Below are 19,293 nucleotides of genomic sequence, written 5' to 3' on the forward strand. Positions count from 1 at the left end.
CCGCATAATGAAGAGTCTTTTTTCCTATTGTCTACTTGACAGGGTCAAGTTTATTTCGGGAGTTTTCTCATTCATTTTTTCATTCTTTAATTTTTTAATTCTTTCATTCCAAATTAAAGTTTGTAGATTTTTTCTCTATTGTTTTTAACTTCTTTTGTTGCATTTCTTGTATCGTAAACTACTTTTGCTCTATCTACTATTTCTTCGTAGTCGTAAACTGAGTGTGCAGTAGTTATTACTACTATGTCTGATTCGTCTATTACTTCTTTCCAGTCTACTGAATAGTAAGTTTTGCCTTTGTATTTACCTGTAGCACAGAAAGGATCGTTAACTATAACTTCTGCACCGTTTTCTTCTAGTAATTCTATTACTTTAAATGATGGTGATTCTCTATAGTCATCTATATCATTCTTATATGCTAATCCCATAACTAATACTTTTGCACCGTTTAAAGCCTTCTTTTGCTTATTTAATATCTTCATAACATTTTCTAAAACAAATTCTGGCATAGCATCATTTATTATACCTGATGTTTCGATAAGCTTAGTGTGATAGTCGTATTCTTTAGCCTTCCATTCTAAGTAGAAAGGATCTAGTGGTATACAGTGACCACCTAAACCTGGACCTGGGTAAAATGGCATAAATCCATATGGTTTAGTTTTAGCTGCATCTATAACTTCCCATACATCTATTCCCATTCTGTTACAAAGAATAGCCATTTCATTTGCTAAACCTATATTTATATTTCTGAAAGTATTTTCTAAAATCTTTTCCATTTCAGCTACAGCTGGTGAAGAAACTTTATGAATTTCTCCTTCTAATACATTTTCATATAAAGCTGCTGCAATTTCTGTACATTCTGTAGTACATCCACCTACTACCTTTGGAGTATTTTTAGTGTTGTAGTGCTTATTACCTGGATCTACTCTTTCTGGTGAGAATGCTAGGAAGAAATCTTCTCCACATTTTAATCCATTCTTTTCTAGTATTGGCTTTAAAACTTCTTCAGTAGTTCCTGGATAAGTAGTACTTTCAAGTATTACTATCATACCTTTATGAAGGTATTTAGCAACATTTTCTGTTGATTTTACAACATAAGATAAATCTGGTTGCTTATATAAATCAAGTGGTGTTGGAACGCAAATACATACTGTATCTACTTCACTTATAAAGCTAAAATCTGTAGTAGCTTTTAATATTCCCTTTTTAGTTAATTCTGCTAATTCTGAATCAACAACATCACCAATATAGTTTTCTCCATTATTAACCATTTCTACTTTTTTATCTTGTACATCAAAACCAATAGTTTCGTATCCAGCCTTTGCTTTTTCTACAGCTAAAGGTAATCCAACATAACCTAAGCCTACTACGCCAACTTTTGCCGTTTTATTCTTAATTTTTTGCATTAATTCATTCTTTAAAACTGACATCTTTTTTCCTCCTAAACTTAATGGAATCAATTATTTTATTTTATCTATTATATATTGAACTTGCTCTTCATTTAATTCTGGATATACAGGAATAGCAAATGTTCTATGTGATAAGTATTCTGCTACTGGCATATCTCCTTCTTTATATCCTAAATCTTTATAAACCTTTTGAAGATGTAATGGTACTGGATAATAAACACCTGTTGCAATTCCAGCTTCCTTTAATTTCCCTAATACTTCTTCTCTGTTTTCTGATTGTAATATATACATGTGGTAAACATGTTCATTATAATCTTTAGCTACTGGAGTTACTAAATCATTATTTTGTAAAGCTTCATTATAAACTTTAACTATTTCTCTTCTCTTAGCATTCCAATTATCAATTTCTTTTATTTTAACATCTAATATGGCTGCTTGGATAGCATCTAATCTAGTATTGTATCCTATTAAATAATTGTAGTATTTAAGTGGATTGTATACTGTATCATTAGCTCCTTCATCAGCTTTTTTGATTTCTTCTTCTACATTATTAAGTAAGTTATAAGCCTTTTGGCCATTTTCTCCACTTCCATGAGTTCTAAGTGCTCTAGCAATAGTTGCAATTTCATCGTTATCTGTAACTATCATTCCACCATCACCAGCACAGCCTAAATTCTTAGTTGGGAAGAATGAAAAACATGCTACATCTCCTAATGTACCTATTTTTCTTCCTTTATATTTTCCACCTATAGCTTGGCAAGCATCTTCTATAACCATTAAGTTATGCTTTTTAGCTATTTCATTTATTTCATCCATATCTGCACTTTGTCCAAATATATGTACAGGCATTATGGCTTTAGTTTTTGATGTTATTTTTTCTTCAATTTTTGTTGTATCTATATTAAAAGTTTCCTTATCTACATCTACAAATACTGGAGTTCCTCCAACTGCTGATATTGCTTCTGCTGTTGCAAAGAAAGTAAATGGAGTCGTTATAACTTCATCTCCTTGGCTTATTCCAATAGACTTTAAAGCAAGTACTAATGCATCTGTTCCATTACCTACTGATATGGCATGCTTTACTCCAATGTAATTTGCAAATTCTTTTTCAAAGTCTAACACTGTTTTACCCATTATGTAGTTAGCTGATGATAATACTCCTAAAGTTGCTTCATTTAGTTTATCAGCTAGTGATTCATATTGAGCTTTTAAATCTATTAAAGGTATATTCATAGTTATACGCTCCTTTATATTCTAAATTCTAGAAAATTAACATTAATATTTTATCACAATTCCAATTATATATAAACTTTTAAATTAAATTTAAAAATATAATTTATTCCATTATATTTCTTACTTCTTTAATTAACTCTTCTGCCACATATTCTACATCCTTTAAATCTAAAGTGCTATATACTGGAAGTGAAATTTCATTTTCATATTGTGCATATGCATTAGGATAGTCTTCTATCTTGTATCCTAGATTTTTATATAATGTAAACATTGGTAATGGCTTAAAGTGAACATTTGTTGATATCCCCTTTTCAGCTAGTCTTTGAATAAGTAGATTTCTCTTCTCTTCATTAAAGCCCTTAATTCTTAAAGGATAAATGTGATGAGAACTTTCTGTTCCATCTTCATACTCAGTAACTGGTATTATAGAAAAATCTTCTTTTTCTAAAATTCTTGTGTAGACATCGAAAATTTCTTTTCTATGCTTTAACATTTCTTCGTATCTTGTTAATTGCACTCTTCCAATTGCTGCATTTATATCTGTCATATTGCATTTAAATCCATCAGTTATTATATCATACTCCCAAGCTCCTGCCTTCATTTTAGATAATGCATCCTTAGATTGACCATGTAAGGAAGTGAATTTAAGGTCTTGGAATAAGTTTTCTCTTCCTCCAAAGTTATTATCATTATATGTAATAGCTCCACCTTCTGAAGTAGTAAAGTTCTTAACTGCATGGAAAGAGAATGTATGGAAATCGCATTGTGCTCCAACTCTATTTCCTTTATATTTTGCTCCAAAAGAATGGGCTGAATCTACTAAAATAACTATATCTTCTCTATTTTTTTCTTTTAATACTTCCTTTATCTTATCATAATCACATGGTATACCAGCAAAATCCACAGGCATTATAACCTTTGTTTTTTCAGTTATTAAATCACCCATTTTGTCATAATCCATAAAAAATGAATCTTTTGCTAAATCACAAAAAATAGGTTTAACACCTCTATGAATTGCTACGCTTGCAGTTGCTGTATATGTGTAAGGAGTAGTTATTATTTCATCTCCTTCTTTAATATCAAGAACTTTAAGTACAAGTTCCATGGCAGCTGATGCACTATTTAAAGCCACTGCCTTATTAGCTTCACAATACTCTGCAAGTTCTTCCTCAAACTTAGCTAAAGTTGGTCCTGAAGTAATCCATCCTGATCTTAATACTTCTGCTACCGCATTAATTTCTGCTTCAGTTATGTCTGGAGGAGAAAATGGTATTTTTTTTATATTTTCCATGTTTTTTTCAATCCTTTCGCAATTGTTTAACTCTATTTCCAATTATATATTTATGGTTACTAAAGTGCAAGTTTATTAATTTTATAATAATATTTACTTAATAAAAAAGAGATATATATTATATTCTTGTAACTTGGTAAACTCCAAACTACATTATATAATATCTATCTCTTTCTACAACGAAAATACTACTTCCTAATTATATTTTAATTATGAAAATCCTTTATAAGATAATATTTTTATAATTTTATTCTATATTATAAATCTATTTTGAACTTAATAAATCTCTTATACTTTCAATAGCATTCTTTGATACTCCATGTCCTGATTGAACAACTACATTAGTACTTCTCTTAGAAAGTATTAGTCTTTGAGTAGCTGTTAATTCATTATTTGCTAATATAACTGGTGAATTTTCTAAAGCAGCTATTGGTCCTGAACTTAGTGCATCTATTAATTGAAGCCCCTTAGATACATAAACTTTATTTGTTGATGAACCATAGAACTTATCTATAATAAATGCATTTGTTTCATATCTTGTACTACCACCTAATCTATTTCCTGATATATCCATAGATGTTATACTATTTACTTTATTTAAAACATCATTATTTATTGCTGTTGTTCCACCAATAATATATGCATTTTTAATTCCTTCTCCTCTTAACCAATTATAAATTGATGTTGGAATATAAGTATTTCTTACTAAAATTATAGGCATTCTATCTCTTCCTGCTACTGGTGAAATTGAAAGTGCATCTGCTTCTCCTAAGCCATTAGTTACAACTATATTTTCTATATTATAAAGATTTGAATCAATATACTGAGCTACTAATAGTGAAGTTTCATATCTATCACTACCACCTAACCTAGTTATCTTAGTTACTCCTAGATTTAAAAGTTGCTTTTCAACTTCAGAGCTAATTACTGTATTTCCACCAACAATAATTATATTTTTTCCTCCAAGCCTTTTAATTTCATTTTTTGTAACTTCCGGAATGTTATTCTTCTCTACTAATAATAAAGGTGCTTTATAATGACTAGCTATAGGTGTTGCTGTAAGCCCATCAGCTAAAGCATATCCTCCTGCAATTACTATTGTATTTGAAGTATTAAACTGACTTTTACTTAATTCAACTGCTGTATCATATCTTCTATCTCCAGCTCTTACATCAAGTCCTGGTCTAAATACATTTACTCTTGCAATTGAGTTAACTGGAACATATCCCTTTGAATCCCAATTATAACTGCCATCATAATTTGTACCTTTAGGGAAATTAGTATCTGGATTTATTTCATAATATTGAGCTCCATTAATTGTAACTGTATCAAGGCTATTTAATATAACTTTTGAATCTTGTAGAAGTTTATATAATGCTTGTCCAGATTTATTAATTACCATACTACTATCTTTTGCATAGGCTATTTTATTAGAGTTAGTATCTCTTAAATCTGAGTTTACTCCTGATAAATAATTATCTATTCTATATGCATAGCTTGATGCTTTTTCTCCCCAAAATGGGTCTGATGCATATCTTACGTTAATCCCTATATATTTATTACCTAAAGTTGTTCCATTATATCTCCAATCATTTGGATTAGAATATCCATTTGAAATATAGTTCTTTGAAAAATCTAAAACTGAATCCACAGGAGATGCATATGTTGCTGCAGAATTTGTTCCATCATAAGCTTTAACTCCAAATAAGTTATTTCTTAAAAGTGCATGATCAGATACTCCACCAGCTGATTCGTTCATTGCAACTGCTAGCATAAGTAAAGCATTTACTCCATACTTTTCTTCAGCTTCTTTAAATGCTTGTCCTAATCCTCTAAGCTTTGAATTTGCTTTTGTATTATTATCAATATATCTATTTAATTCATCTGCTGAATATAAAGTCTTACTTCTAAAGGATAGGTTTTGATAATATAAACTATGTGGATTAGTAGAATTTACAGCCCCACTTCTAATTCCTGACTTATAATCACTTATAAGTGTAGATAAAGCTGTTTGAATATTGCTTCCAGCATAAAAGTACGTTCCGTCATAGCTTAAATATTTAATTCCCTCTTTTAAATAACTTGGAGCCACTCCAATTAATATACTATTACCTTTATTTCCTGTTAAATCACTACTAATATAATGATACAATTGTCCACCTGAAACTCTATAATAACTAGGATTACTTACTTGGTTTAATGGAATAACTTCCATATCGTAATTTCCTGATTTTCTATTATTGCTAATCCAGCCTTCTCTTCCATTAATTAATACCTTCGCAGATGTACCACTATATTCTAATATAGGTGCATCACTTACATAGCCTGGATTTACATATGTTACTACATCCTTTAACTGAGGGGTACTATATATATTAATATTTTGAACAACATTGTTATTATTTTCATACTTTGTTATCCTTGCCATTTCATTAGTTGAATAAATAACTTGTCCTGAATTATTTATTATAGCAGGTAAAGTATTATTACTATCTAATGTTTCTTGTGGCATATTATTAGCATAGTTAATAGCTTCATTTAAATCATTATATGAATTTATGAACTCATAGCTTCCATCACTGTATGCTAGTGCTAATTCATACTCATCATCTGTCATTGGTATTAAAGTTTGAATATCAGCTGTAGCTTCTAGCATTAGCTTATACTCTAAACTATCCTCATCTATTCCTTCAACTACTGAAGTAATTTTTGCTTTATTAACATGATTTTTTTCGTACTTTTTCCCCTTTAAGTTACTATTTTTTTCTTGTGTTTTTTCTTTATTTTCTATATTAAGTTCCTGTTTTTCTGCACTATCTTGCTTTTCATTATTATCATCTTTTTGCTCTACATTTTCTGTGTTTATTTTTTCTTTTTCATCTTGTGATTGAGAAATATTAGTTATCTCATTATTGTTATTTATTGCCTTAACATTTAAACTTGGTAACAATATTGATACTATTAATGATTGTGCAATAATTATTTTAATTTTTTTTGATTTCACTTAGCCACTCCCTTTCCCATTATAGAGTAACAATTTATTGCATTTTTTTCAATATTCCTGAAGTAATCTTAATAATTTATATGCATATTTTTACATTTTCCGCCTTATAATAAAAAGAATAGGAAAACCTTTCCTACTCTTTATTAATTATCACTTTTTTAATTATTCGTCGCTTTTACCTACTCCTGAAAGTATTAAGCCCTTATTATGGTCTAATGCCCAGTTAATACCCCAGTCATTTTGGAATATAAGTATGTTTCTATCTTTAAAGTCCTTAACTCTTTTTGCATCAGAAGTTAAGTTTAATTTGTCCATATCTACATCCTTATTTTCTATCCATCTTACATATCTAAATGGAAGTCTATCCATCTTTATATCAACATTGTATTCATGTTTAAGTCTGTATTCTAGAACTTCGAATTGAAGTACACCAACAACTCCAACTATTATTTCTTCCATACCTACAAAGGATTCTCTGAATACTTGGATTGCTCCTTCTTGTGCTATTTGAGTAACACCCTTTACGAATTGTTTTCTCTTCATAGTATCTACTGGTCTAACTCTTGCAAAGTGTTCTGGTGCAAATGTTGGAATTCCTTCAAATTTAAATTTCTTTGAAGCTGAACATAGTGTATCTCCAATTGAGAATATACCTGGGTCGAATACCCCAATTATATCTCCTGCATATGCCTCTTCTACTATTTCTCTATCTTGAGCCATAAATTGTTGTGGTTGTGAAAGTTTAATTTTCTTACCACCTTGCATATGATATACATCTTCACCCTTTTGGAATTTTCCTGAACAAATTCTCATAAAGGCAATTCTATCTCTATGTGCTTTATTCATATTTGCTTGTATCTTAAATACAAAAGCAGAGAAGTTTTTATCAAATGGATCTATTTCTCCTATGCTTGAATTTCTTGGAAGCGGTGCTGTAGTCATTTCTAAGAAATGTTCTAGGAATGGCTCTACACCAAAGTTAGTTAAGGCAGATCCAAAGAATACTGGTGTTAATTCTCCAGTTCTAACTTTTTCTAAGTCTAACTCATCTCCAGCTATATCTAAAAGCTCTATGTCTTCCATTAATTTATCATGAAGGGCATCCCCTAATATTTCTCTAAATCTTGGATCATCTACTGAACCTTCAACAGCATCTACTGCACTTTGTCCGTGATTTCCTGCTGAGAATGCAATAATTCTATTATTATCTCTTTCATAAACTCCCTTGAATTCTTTACCAGAACCTATTGGCCAATTCATAGGGTATGTCTTTATTCCAAGTTCGTTTTCTATTTCTTCTAATAATTCAAATGGGTCTTTAGCTTCTCTATCCATTTTATTTACAAATGTAAATATAGGCATTTCTCTAAGTGATGCAACATGGAATAGCTTTCTTGTTTGATCTTCTATACCTTTTGCTCCATCCACTACCATAACTGCGCTATCTGCAGCCATAAGAGTTCTATATGTATCTTCTGAGAAGTCTTGGTGACCTGGTGTATCTAATATGTTTATACAGTGTCCTCTATAATTAAACTGCATTACTGATGAAGTAACTGAAATACCTCTTTGCTTTTCTATTTCCATCCAGTCAGATACTGCATGAGTTGAAGCCTTTCTAGCCTTTACTGAACCTGCAAGTCTTATAGCTCCTCCATATAATAAGAACTTTTCTGTTAATGTTGTTTTACCAGCATCTGGGTGGGATATAATAGCAAAGGTTCTTCTCTTTTCTATTTCACTTATATAATCTGCCAATGGCTTTTCCTCCTTGAAATTCAAATTAAAATTTGCTTTAGTTAAATCTCTATTTCTCTAGTAATTCATTATACCCTAAAGTATATAATTTTAAAATGAAAATTTTATTCCCCAGAGGAAAAATCCCCTGGGGTCCATTTATTTCCATTTTTATACTCTCCAACTAATAATATAACTTAATCTATATTTTGAATTCTAATATCATCAATATTTTCTTGAAGCTGATTATTCATATATTTAGCTCTTTTATTTAACTCTTCATAGTTAACATAATAAGTTATTTCTAAGTTCTTAAGTTTATATTCCGTATTTCTATCCCCTGTTTCACCGTAGAGTTTCATTAAATAATCATAGAGCTTTATATATGCACCTGTATAAAATCTTTCTCTTTCCACTACATTTTCTGCATATTTTATAGCTTCTAAATAATTCCCTAATGATTCATGTAAATATGATAAATTCCATTCTACCATTGGATCATAAGGATTTATTTTCTTACTAGTTTCTAATAAATCTATTCCTTCCTTTAAATACTTCTCATCCTGTGTTTTATCATATAAATTTTTCTTAGCTTGAGCTCTACTAAAGTATCCTCTATAGTCCCTTTCAAATGATATATTATTTGAAAAGCCAAAAATTTTATCAGCTAAGTTTGTATTAACATCTATTAAGTAATTTCCTAACACTATGCTAGATTCAAAAATTATAAAGTATATAGAAATAGCTGCTATCCCCATATAAACATACTTACTTAAAATAATTCCTTCATTAATATTGCTTTCTTTAAGAGCCCTTTTACTACTTTCTTTAGTAGTCTTTCCTTTCTTTTTATCTAGTATTTCTACATCACCTAAAACTACTAACATAACAAGAATTACTGGAAAAGTACTAAAGGATAAATCAAAGTCTAGTACTGAATGTATCAAAATAGTTAAGTAAGCTAATATTAAATAATTCCTATCTGTATTTTTACTTTTAATTAATTTTAATAATCCTATTACAATAACAGCTAGGAAGATAATTAAATTAATTATTCCTGCATCATAAGCTATTTGCAAATATGAGTTATGTATGTACTTAACATCATAAAAGGCTGTGGCATTATCAAATAGTTTATATTGAAACATATTTATTCCATTACCTAATGGATGTTTTATAATACTATTAATAGAATCTTCATAGTAAACAAGCCTTTCTTGAAGAGTTCCATTATTTAATGTGATATTTTTAAGTCTGTTAAAGGTATTACTATTAATTATAAACATCCCTATAATTAGTAGAACTCCTAAAGCATAATAAAGCTTGTCTTTAAATTTTACATTTTTAATTAATATGTAGAATATTAATATTAAAGGCACAATAAATATTGCTATTAACTTTAATTTATCCAGAATTATATATAGTAAAGTTCCTAATGCAATTGATTCTAAGGATAGTATTATCTTTGTATTATTGTATTTCTTATCTCTATATACTTTATAAATTATATAGATAAGAGATAAGATAATTGTGGTTCTTGAGCCTGTAAATAATAAACCTATAAATAAAATTGTTTCTATAATATCTGTAAACTTATCTTCTTCTCTAAATTTATTTAAATAAAGACCAATTAAAAGTAATACTGCATAACTATTTGCATATCCTATATTTCCAAAAACTCTAAACCCCTTATATAATCCATGATAACAAATATAAAATATACATATTCCTGACATTGATAAAAGTATGTATTTTAGTATTTCATCCTTATTTTTATTTTTTATAATACAGCTATAAATTAAATAGTAAATAGCCATATCTAAATATAAAAAGCTTCCCGAAATACTTTCTATATAAGGTGAAGCAAATATTTGGGATATAAGTATTGATATCCACATTATTATTAAGATAAAAAAGTACTTACTCTCTTTAATTTTGTTTTTATTTTTAATAATGAAAATACTTCCTACTAAAAACAAAATTAAGGAGCCTAAGTTTTCTTTAAAAACTGAAGATAGTACTATAAAGGGTAATATTCCTATTATTATATCGAACATAAACTGTCTCCTTATTTAAAAATCCATGCAATAGATTTATCTAAAGCATGGATTCATAATTATTCTACTTTAAAATTAAGCCTGTTTTCTCTTTCTAAAGAACATAGTTCCGCCAACAGCTAAGATTCCTATTGCTAAAACTAAAATTGTTGAACTTGATACTCTTGCTCCTGTTTCAGGTAATTGTCCCTTTCCAGTTTCAGCTTGGTTTTCTGTAGTATTATCATTTCCATTATTTCCTCCATTTGCTGGAGTTTCTTCATTCTTAGTATCCATTTTTTCTGCTATTACATACTTAGAGAAGTGTGGAGTTTTGAAAGTTACTTCATTTCCATTAACTACAGTTTCCATTTCTTCAAAAGCTTTAGTTGAGTCATTATAGTAGTAAACTACTATCTTATCTTTATTTAAGCCTTCAAAATCTTTATCAGTTAAATTAATCTTAACTTCAACTAATCCATCTTTAAAGTTATGAACATTTGTTGTTCCATCTTCTTTATTAATAATTAAATTAAAATCGAATACCTTATTAACTCCTTTAACATTCTTAGTTATATCTGAGTTCTCTAAAATATCTAATTTAACAGTAACATTCTTAGCACCTTCTAAAAGGCTCTTATCTATTATTGATAATGGTAAATTAATTTTAACACCGTTATCTGTAGCTATATTTAATGATCCATTACCATTCTTAATAGCTTCTATATCTTTAATAACTACTTCTATATTCTTAGTTCCTTCTGTAGTTTTTACAGGTATTTCATTTTTTTCATTTGGATTAATTTTTGTTACTTCTGTAACTACTTTTTCTTCTGAAGGTTTTGTCCCTTCATTATTATTTCCTGGATTTTCAGGAGTAGTTGGTATTTCTGGAGTACTTGGTTCTACTGGATTTGATGGTTCTCCTGAAGAACTTTTTTGAATTATAGCAAATCCAGAACCATTTACTAACATAATATTATCATTATTAAATACCTTCATATTAGTATTGGTATATTTCATATTATCATTGACTAACTGGTTAACTTCTGCCGTTACATCTAAAATCCTATCTAGCTTATTATTTTCTATTTTGCTAATATTAACTTTAGTATTATCTGACTCTAATAACCATATTTGTTTTTCATTATACTTTACGATAACTCCTGAATTATTCATGGTATTATAATTCTCTTCAAAGATATATTTATTGTCTTCAAGTCTATATTGCTTAATTCCATCGTAATTCTTAAAATAAAGTCTATTATTTAAATCTGTTAAATAACTTTCCCATTCTCCATTAAAATCTATTTTTCCACTTGAAATAAGCTCCCCATTGCTAACTTTTATTATACTGTCATTACTTCTTACCCAAGAATCGTCATATGTATACTGGTGTATGTATAAATTACTATTATTATTAACATCAATTATATAATCAAAATCATTCTTTGCTGCATATATATAGTCATTAAATACCAATCCACTATACATATTATCTCCACTGATATAATTATTATTATCTACTCCAAATTGAATAATTGATTCATTTGCATAATTAGGATATATTCTTATCCTAAGACTACCAGTATCATTTTTATAAGAAAAACTTTCATCTTCTTTTGCCGTAGAATACTTATCATTAATATCTATATTTATATTTCTCTCTTCATTCACTTTATTAATAATTTTTCTTGCCAATTCATCTGTTAATTTAGCATTAATATCTTCATAACCATTTGTGTAATTCTTATCCCATTTTTCTTTACTTATATTAGAAAATTGGTTAGTTTTGAAGCTATACTCTTGGTAGTTATCATCTTCAGATTGTCCCCTATAGTCTTTTAAAGTTTTAAGTAATACCTTACTATCATCACTTTTATCTTCTACAATCTGTACATCATAGTATCCATTAACCTTCTTTAATACTGTTTCAATTCCACCTTTTACTAAAGAAATTGTTATTTCTCCCTCTTTGCTTTTATCATCTGCTTTTCCGTAGGCAACTATAAAGCTATCTTTATATTGTTCTTCTGCTCTTAAATAATAATCACTTTTCACTAGAACTGAATATTTATTTTCAGCTGCATTAGCTACTGTTTGTAATAACGTTGTTGGCAATATTGACATTGCCATAAAGTAAGTTAAAACACTAGCCATAAATACTTTAAATTTTTTCATTTTACCCCTCCAAATAATGTATATTTTACATAAACAATTATATTATACATATTTTACAAATTCAACCATAATGTGATTTTATTGCAGTTTTTTTGTAATATATAAGTATTTATATACTATGATAATTACTATTTTTCTGTAAATATGACAAAAAAAGAAGGAGCTGTCACAACAGCCCCTTCTACTTTTATTCTAATTATCTTACATACTTTTAAATATATTTTTCTTCTTTCTATTATAAGTTAATACAACAAAACCTATTGTAGTAATTACTAATGCTAAAATTAGTATATTAGCACCACTTTCATCTCCTGTATTTGGTAATTGTGGAGCATTTGAAGGATTTCCAAGTTCTTTATTCATCTTCTTTGTTATATTTTGTAGTTCCTTTAATGCTTTATCAACATCTTTTTGTGTTGCATTATCATCTTTTAAAACTTTTGCTGCTAAATTTAATGCTTCTTCATACTTCTCCCAGTTTTTCTTTGAATGATTTGCTTCCTTATAATAAGTTAAAGCTTCTTTATAGAATTTTTCTAACTTAGACTTATCTACTTTAATAGTTCCAGGCTTTTCTATCTTCACAAGATTATTTTGTGCTGTATTAAGAGCTGATAAAGCATTATCTATTGCTAATTGTGTTGCCGCATTTTTATATGCTTCTTTAGCATTCTTTAATGCTAACACAAATATATCTTTTTCTGCTCCATCTTTGTATTCAGCTAAATTAATCTTTTCTGCCTTTTCTATTGCCTTTTCTAGTGGAGTTCTATTAACCTTTTCTGGTACTTCTATTAATTTTAATGCTGCTTGTGCTTCTAAAATATTCTTAGTTGCCATATCTATTTGTTCTTGTAAAGTAGCATTATCAATTAATGCTTTTCCTTCTGCTAAGGCTTTTACAAAGGCATCTTTTTCTGTTCCATCTTCATATTTAGCTAATTCAACTTTTTCTGCTTCTGCTATTGCCTTTGTTAATGCATCCTTATTAAGTTCTTCTGGTACTTCTTTTAATTTTAATGCTGCCTTTGCTTCTGAAAGCTTATTAATTGCTGCATTAATTTCTTCTTGTGAAGTAGCATTATCAATTAATGCTTTTCCTTCTGCTAAAGCTTTTATAAAGGCATCTTTCTCTGTTCCATCTTGGTATTTAGCTAATTCAATTTTTTCAGCTTTTTCTATTTCTTCTTTTAATACTTCATAATTTAATGTTTCTTTAATAACATTTATTGTAGCTTCTGCCTTTAAGCCTGCTGCATTTGTTATTATTATCTTAGCTGTTCCTAAGTTTACGGCTGTAATAACACCACTTTGATTTACACTTACAATGCTTTCATCTGAAGAACTCCATACAATACCTTTTAGAATTGTATTATCTGGACTTTCTGGTGTGATCTTTACTTTTTCACCTATATTAAGTGTTAAATCTTCTAAGGTTGCTGTGTCTGAAACTTTTTCTATACGGATTGGAGCTACCTCTGTTATTACTGCAAAGTTTCCTCTTCCTTTTTCAACATATATTTTTATTGTTTTTGCATTAACTGATGTTTCAGTATTAGAAAGTGTAGCTATATTATTAGTAGATAATTGTCTAAACTTATTAATAACCCAGGCTCCCCCTTGAACTTCTGCATCTGAAGAAGTTATTGATTCTGATTGTAATATAACATTTCCTTCAGCATCTAAAACTTCATATCTAAATTGTTGAACAATACCATTGTTTCCATTTACTCTTTGTTGGAACTTAAAGCCTTGAATATCCATTGCATTGCCTAAATCTACTGTAAGAACAGCTGGATTTTGTGGGCTTACAACAAAGCCTTCTGACCAATTTGAGTGCCAATAAGTAGATGAGCTTCCATCTGTAGCTGCAGTAGCCACTCCACTTCCTGCTGGTTCTCCTGTTGGTTGTTCAGTATTTGCACTAGAAGTTATTTCAGGATATTCTTCTCTTGGAATATCTATTACGACTTCATCTGAAATTTTCATTTCAAATATAACTTCTTTTCCATCTGGAAGTGTTGCTGTAATAGTTGAATTACCTCCTGATAATGCTTTTATAACATTATTTTCTTTGTCTACAACTGCTACATCTTCATTACTTGAAGTCCAGTTTATTTTATCTAAACTGCTTCCATAAATTTTAGATACTTCACCTTTATATAAATTTAAAGTTGAAAGTGTAACTGCAACAGCGTCTTTGTCTTCCTTGATTACAAGATTATCAAGAACAAAATCTGTTTGCCCCATAGCACCGCTGCCTGCTTTGCTTCCATTTTCATAAAGACCAATCCAAGTTTGTCCGCTTCCACTTCCAATTACTTGCATCTTAACATTTTTTGTTTCTCCACGTGCTTGAGCAAGATATTGTTCTGCTGTAGGAAGTGTATAATTTCTTCCATCTCCAATCACCATTGCATATGCTTTATCTGGTCCTGATTGATAGTCAAATTCAACGTCATATACCTTACCTGGTTCAAAGTGGAAGTTTTGTGGTAATGTTTGATATATAATTCCAGTATTAGCACCGTGATGTTTTACTGACCAGTTTCCTGAAATTACGTCATCAATTACTCTTCCATTCCATCCTGCTTGTGTATATGGTGCATTTAATTGTGATAAATGTGTTACAGGATCTGAAATTCCTTGTGCAGGGCCTAATACAAATGGATATAATCCTTGCACTACTGTTTCAAAATCTTGCTTGAATGTTCCATCCTCTTGGAAGTTATTTAATTTCTTTTCTACAATACGAATATCATCCATATAAGTAGAGCCTTCTCCAGCTTCTCTAGATAAAATTAATTCTGCTGTTTCACTCTCTGCCACAAAAGAAATTTGCATACGTTGCATTTTACTTCCATTCTTTTGATCTGATTGAACATAGTTATTTAAAATAGAAGCTTCAGTATAATTAGAAACAATTTTGCTTCCTGTATTTACTTCTATAAAGGCTTTTTCATTACTATTATTTTCTACATATACTTCTGCTACATAGTCAGTGCCTTTAGTTAATCCTGAAATAGTTGTATTTACAGATACATTTTCTGAAGGACTATTAAATGCTAGTCTTTGATCACCTGTATTTGCTTTTTCTATTACTACTGCTTGATTATCTATATCTCCTGCCCATATATCTGAAGATAGTCTTTCTCCTGCTGCATATCCATTAAAGCCTGGATCTACAACGTAATCTTTTTCACCGAAATTATTTTTTAATTCTTTAATTTCTGAACCCTTTACTAATATATATGCTGTAGCTGCTTTTGCATCTAAGCTTATAGCACCATTAGTTACAGGAACATTTACTTCATTAATACGTCCTTGGTCAGAAAGTTCATACATTACAACATTGCCTAGGTTTTTCCATCCATCTGGAAGCTCCCAAGTAGATTGTCCACCATCTAAATTCCAATGATATAATTTTTCTGCGCCATTTTCCTCTGTCCATGGTAATAGATATTTAACATCATTTAATACTACTTTACCATTTAGTGTTATTGTACGTTCAATGTTATCATCTTTTCTTTGCTCTTCATTTCTTGTAACAATAACTTCATCCCCTGCATCATTTCTTAATTTAATTTGCTTTTCTTGATTTCCTACAGGTGATTGTCCCTTCTCATAATTTTCCCAATCTACTACATAGTAATGTTGTAAGAATTTAGTAGGTAAATTTTGATTATAGGTTTGTAAAATATATCTATTAAAATCTTTATCTCCACCCCATCCTTCAAATCCATATAATCTATATCCTCCAAGTAATGGGTTATCTGCTGCTCCACCATATGCTGGATAGTTTAAAACTTGAGAATCTCTTTGGTCATTTCTAATAAAACGTATTATTTGGCTATTAAAACCTTTTGCACTAGCTCCACCATATGCTGCATCTGTTGACCAGTGTTGCCATGTGGAATCATATTCTCCTACTCCACTAAATTCCGTTGTGAATCTCCATCCAAGGGAATTAATTTCTTTTACAACATTTCTAGTTTCCCATGAATCTTGATACCATACATCTAGATATACGAAGTCCATATTATCTTCACGACTTTCAGCATCTGCTTTAATTTCTTCTTTTGTTGCAGTTACTTCACCTAATGAATTTTCTACTGCTAATGGCCATTCTCTATTATAAAATTCTGTTCCATTTATACGATCATATAATTGTACAAGTCTCTTCCATCTAGCTTGGCTTGATAGATCCCAAATCTTATCAATTACATGTGATTGGTCTAGCCATCCCCATCCATTAGTAAATGGTTTTTGTAGCATATCTTCATTAAATGAAGCTGCTTCTGGGTATGCTTCTTGTGCATTTATATGAATACCAATTTCAGTATTATAATCATGAGCAATTTTAATTAGGCTTTGGAAATCTTCCACTCCACCTTCACGCTCTGCAATATCTGCATATTCTGAATTGGCTGAATCATGGCCTTCATTTCCATATCCCTTTAATAAAATTGATTGTGGAAGTCCATCTGTTGCAAGATATACTTTTTTAATATTATCAGCTGTTGTTAAATATGGATTAGATGCCATACTTGCAAAGTTCATAACAATACGGTGATTTACCATATCTTTTACTACTTCTGATCCATATGGAATATTCATAATATCACGGAAGGCAAGTGCTCCGTCATTCCAGTCAATATCTCCATCTCCATTTTCATCTGCTGCAATAGCTACCTTTGCAATTGGTAAATCACTTACTGGATAAGCTTCGTAACTACTTGCTGCTTTTTGACCATTCTTATCTCCTAATTCATGATACCAAGCTGCACTTGTTAAACTTATGGTATCAGCACCATTATTTCTAACAACACGTCTATCTCCTTCTATTTCTGAATTACTGAAAAGACCTGCACTTAGCTTTCCATTTGTAAGGAATGCATATAAATAAGAATCTTTTTCTGATGGAACAAATCCATGTTCAAAATCTATAAAGGAATCTCCTGTTACTGTAGTAGTTGTAGATGTTTTTGCTCCTGCAAAGTTAGCACCTTGCTCTACAGCATCTATTGTTAAAAGATTTAATCCAGAAGCATCTATAGTTCCAATCTTAGCAGAACCTTCTGCTTTATTTAACTCTATTACTTCCCATGTTAAATCATTTTCTATTACACTTATCTTAACTTTCATATTGAAGTTAATATTATTTTCAGTATTTTTAATATCCATTGAATATACTCTGTAGTTTTCAGTAGTCTCATGGATAGTCACAGTTGGTTCAACTTTTATTCCATTAATTGTTATAGTATTAAGATTAGTTTCATTGCCACGGAAATATTGGTCTTTTATTTCTTCTCCATTTTGTAGCATTTGATATCTAGCTACTAATGGAAATTCCTTTCCAATATACACTTTCATTTTATCTGATGCTATAGTATCGTAATTAGATAAATCTATAGCTGCTTTTTCTTCTAATATAATATCTAGTACATTATTTTTATCTTCAATACTAACTTCCTTAGAATAAGCCTCATATCCTGCCTTTGTAACAGCTATACTATATTCACCTATTTCTAATGCATCAAATTGATACTTACCATTTACATCTGTTTTTGTTGATTTCACACCAATACGTACAACTGCTTCTGAAATTAGATTACCTTCATTTGTTAAAACAGTTCCTGATAAAGGTACAAGTTTTGAAATCTTTTCTTCAAATTTTTGTCCTTGTCTTTCTGCACAGAATACCCAGTTATCATCCATGGTATTTATTCCGTTATATTTCACATCTGCAAAGGAAATTGATGTAGCTCCATTTGTTTTTACACCAAATCTTCCTTTTCCAGCATTTTTATTAGCAAAAGAAATTAAAGATTGATTTGTAACTCTGGATGTAACTCCATTAACTGTTACTGCTAAAGTTTCATTGTTTAAGGATATAGACATTTGTAGTTCTTCACCTTCAACAGGTGCTGGAAGCCCTGTAATTCCTGGATAAGAACCACTTCCATCTAAATTATATTGATAGTACCATTTACTAGATGAATCGTATCCAATATATAACCAATTGCTATCGTTTACATAAGTGTAAAAAACTCCCCAGTTATTACTTGGTTTTAACTTTAATGAAAGTTCTCCTGAAGCTTCCATTTTTCTATCATTATCTAATAATAAAACTGGTGCTTTTGCATTGGCATTACCATAAGCATGTCCACCCGCATTGTTAGCTCCTCCTGTTAATACAAACCACTTTTGTCCTTGTTCAGAAGGTGTTTCCGCTTCTTCTCCGGGAAGAGTTACTGATGGTTCCCATAATTGACCTGCAAGATTATCCTTATATAATGCCCATCCATTATAATTAACATCACCAACTACTACATCAGAAAAATATATGTCAGTATACTCTTCTTGATATCTAGCTCCTCCAAATCCTATTTGTCCCTTTTG

General features: G+C 29.8%; 8 protein-coding genes. All 8 read right to left on the bottom strand.

The features are described from left to right. Positions 1-113: 113 nt before the first annotated feature. Complete coding sequence (locus HUJ77_RS05985; protein WP_291707667.1) at positions 114-1,430, bottom strand: nucleotide sugar dehydrogenase; 1,317 nt, start codon at positions 1,428-1,430, stop codon at positions 114-116. Positions 1,431-1,460: 30 nt separating this feature from the next. Further along, positions 1,461-2,642 (bottom strand): DegT/DnrJ/EryC1/StrS family aminotransferase, encoded by a 1,182-nt coding sequence (locus HUJ77_RS05990; RefSeq protein ID WP_291707668.1) that lies wholly within the window; start codon positions 2,640-2,642, stop codon positions 1,461-1,463. Between the two features lie 103 nt (positions 2,643-2,745). Then, the gene (locus HUJ77_RS05995; protein ID WP_291707669.1) at positions 2,746-3,933 is read right to left on the bottom strand and encodes a DegT/DnrJ/EryC1/StrS aminotransferase family protein; all 1,188 of its coding nucleotides are present in this window, start codon (positions 3,931-3,933) and stop codon (positions 2,746-2,748) included. Between the two features lie 265 nt (positions 3,934-4,198). Next, entirely contained in the window at positions 4,199-6,937 is a 2,739-nt protein-coding gene (locus HUJ77_RS06000) for a cell wall-binding repeat-containing protein (RefSeq protein ID WP_291707670.1), read from the bottom strand. A gap of 162 nt (positions 6,938-7,099) precedes the next feature. Further along, positions 7,100-8,695: a peptide chain release factor 3 gene (locus HUJ77_RS06005; protein WP_291707671.1), complete on the bottom strand. Its 1,596-nt coding sequence runs from the start codon at positions 8,693-8,695 to the stop codon at positions 7,100-7,102. A 176-nt stretch (positions 8,696-8,871) separates the two neighbouring features. Next, entirely contained in the window at positions 8,872-10,731 is a 1,860-nt protein-coding gene (locus HUJ77_RS06010; RefSeq protein ID WP_291707672.1) for an O-antigen ligase family protein, read from the bottom strand. A gap of 75 nt (positions 10,732-10,806) precedes the next feature. Beyond that, entirely contained in the window at positions 10,807-12,891 is a 2,085-nt protein-coding gene (locus tag HUJ77_RS06015) for an LPXTG cell wall anchor domain-containing protein (RefSeq protein ID WP_291707673.1), read from the bottom strand. Positions 12,892-13,092: 201 nt separating this feature from the next. Next, on the bottom strand, positions 13,093-19,293 hold a 6,201-nt coding region (locus tag HUJ77_RS06020), incomplete at its 5' end, for an endo-alpha-N-acetylgalactosaminidase family protein (protein ID WP_291707674.1).

This window comes from Clostridium sp. (assembly GCF_021443865.1).
GTDB lineage: Bacteria > Bacillota > Clostridia > Clostridiales > Clostridiaceae > Clostridium.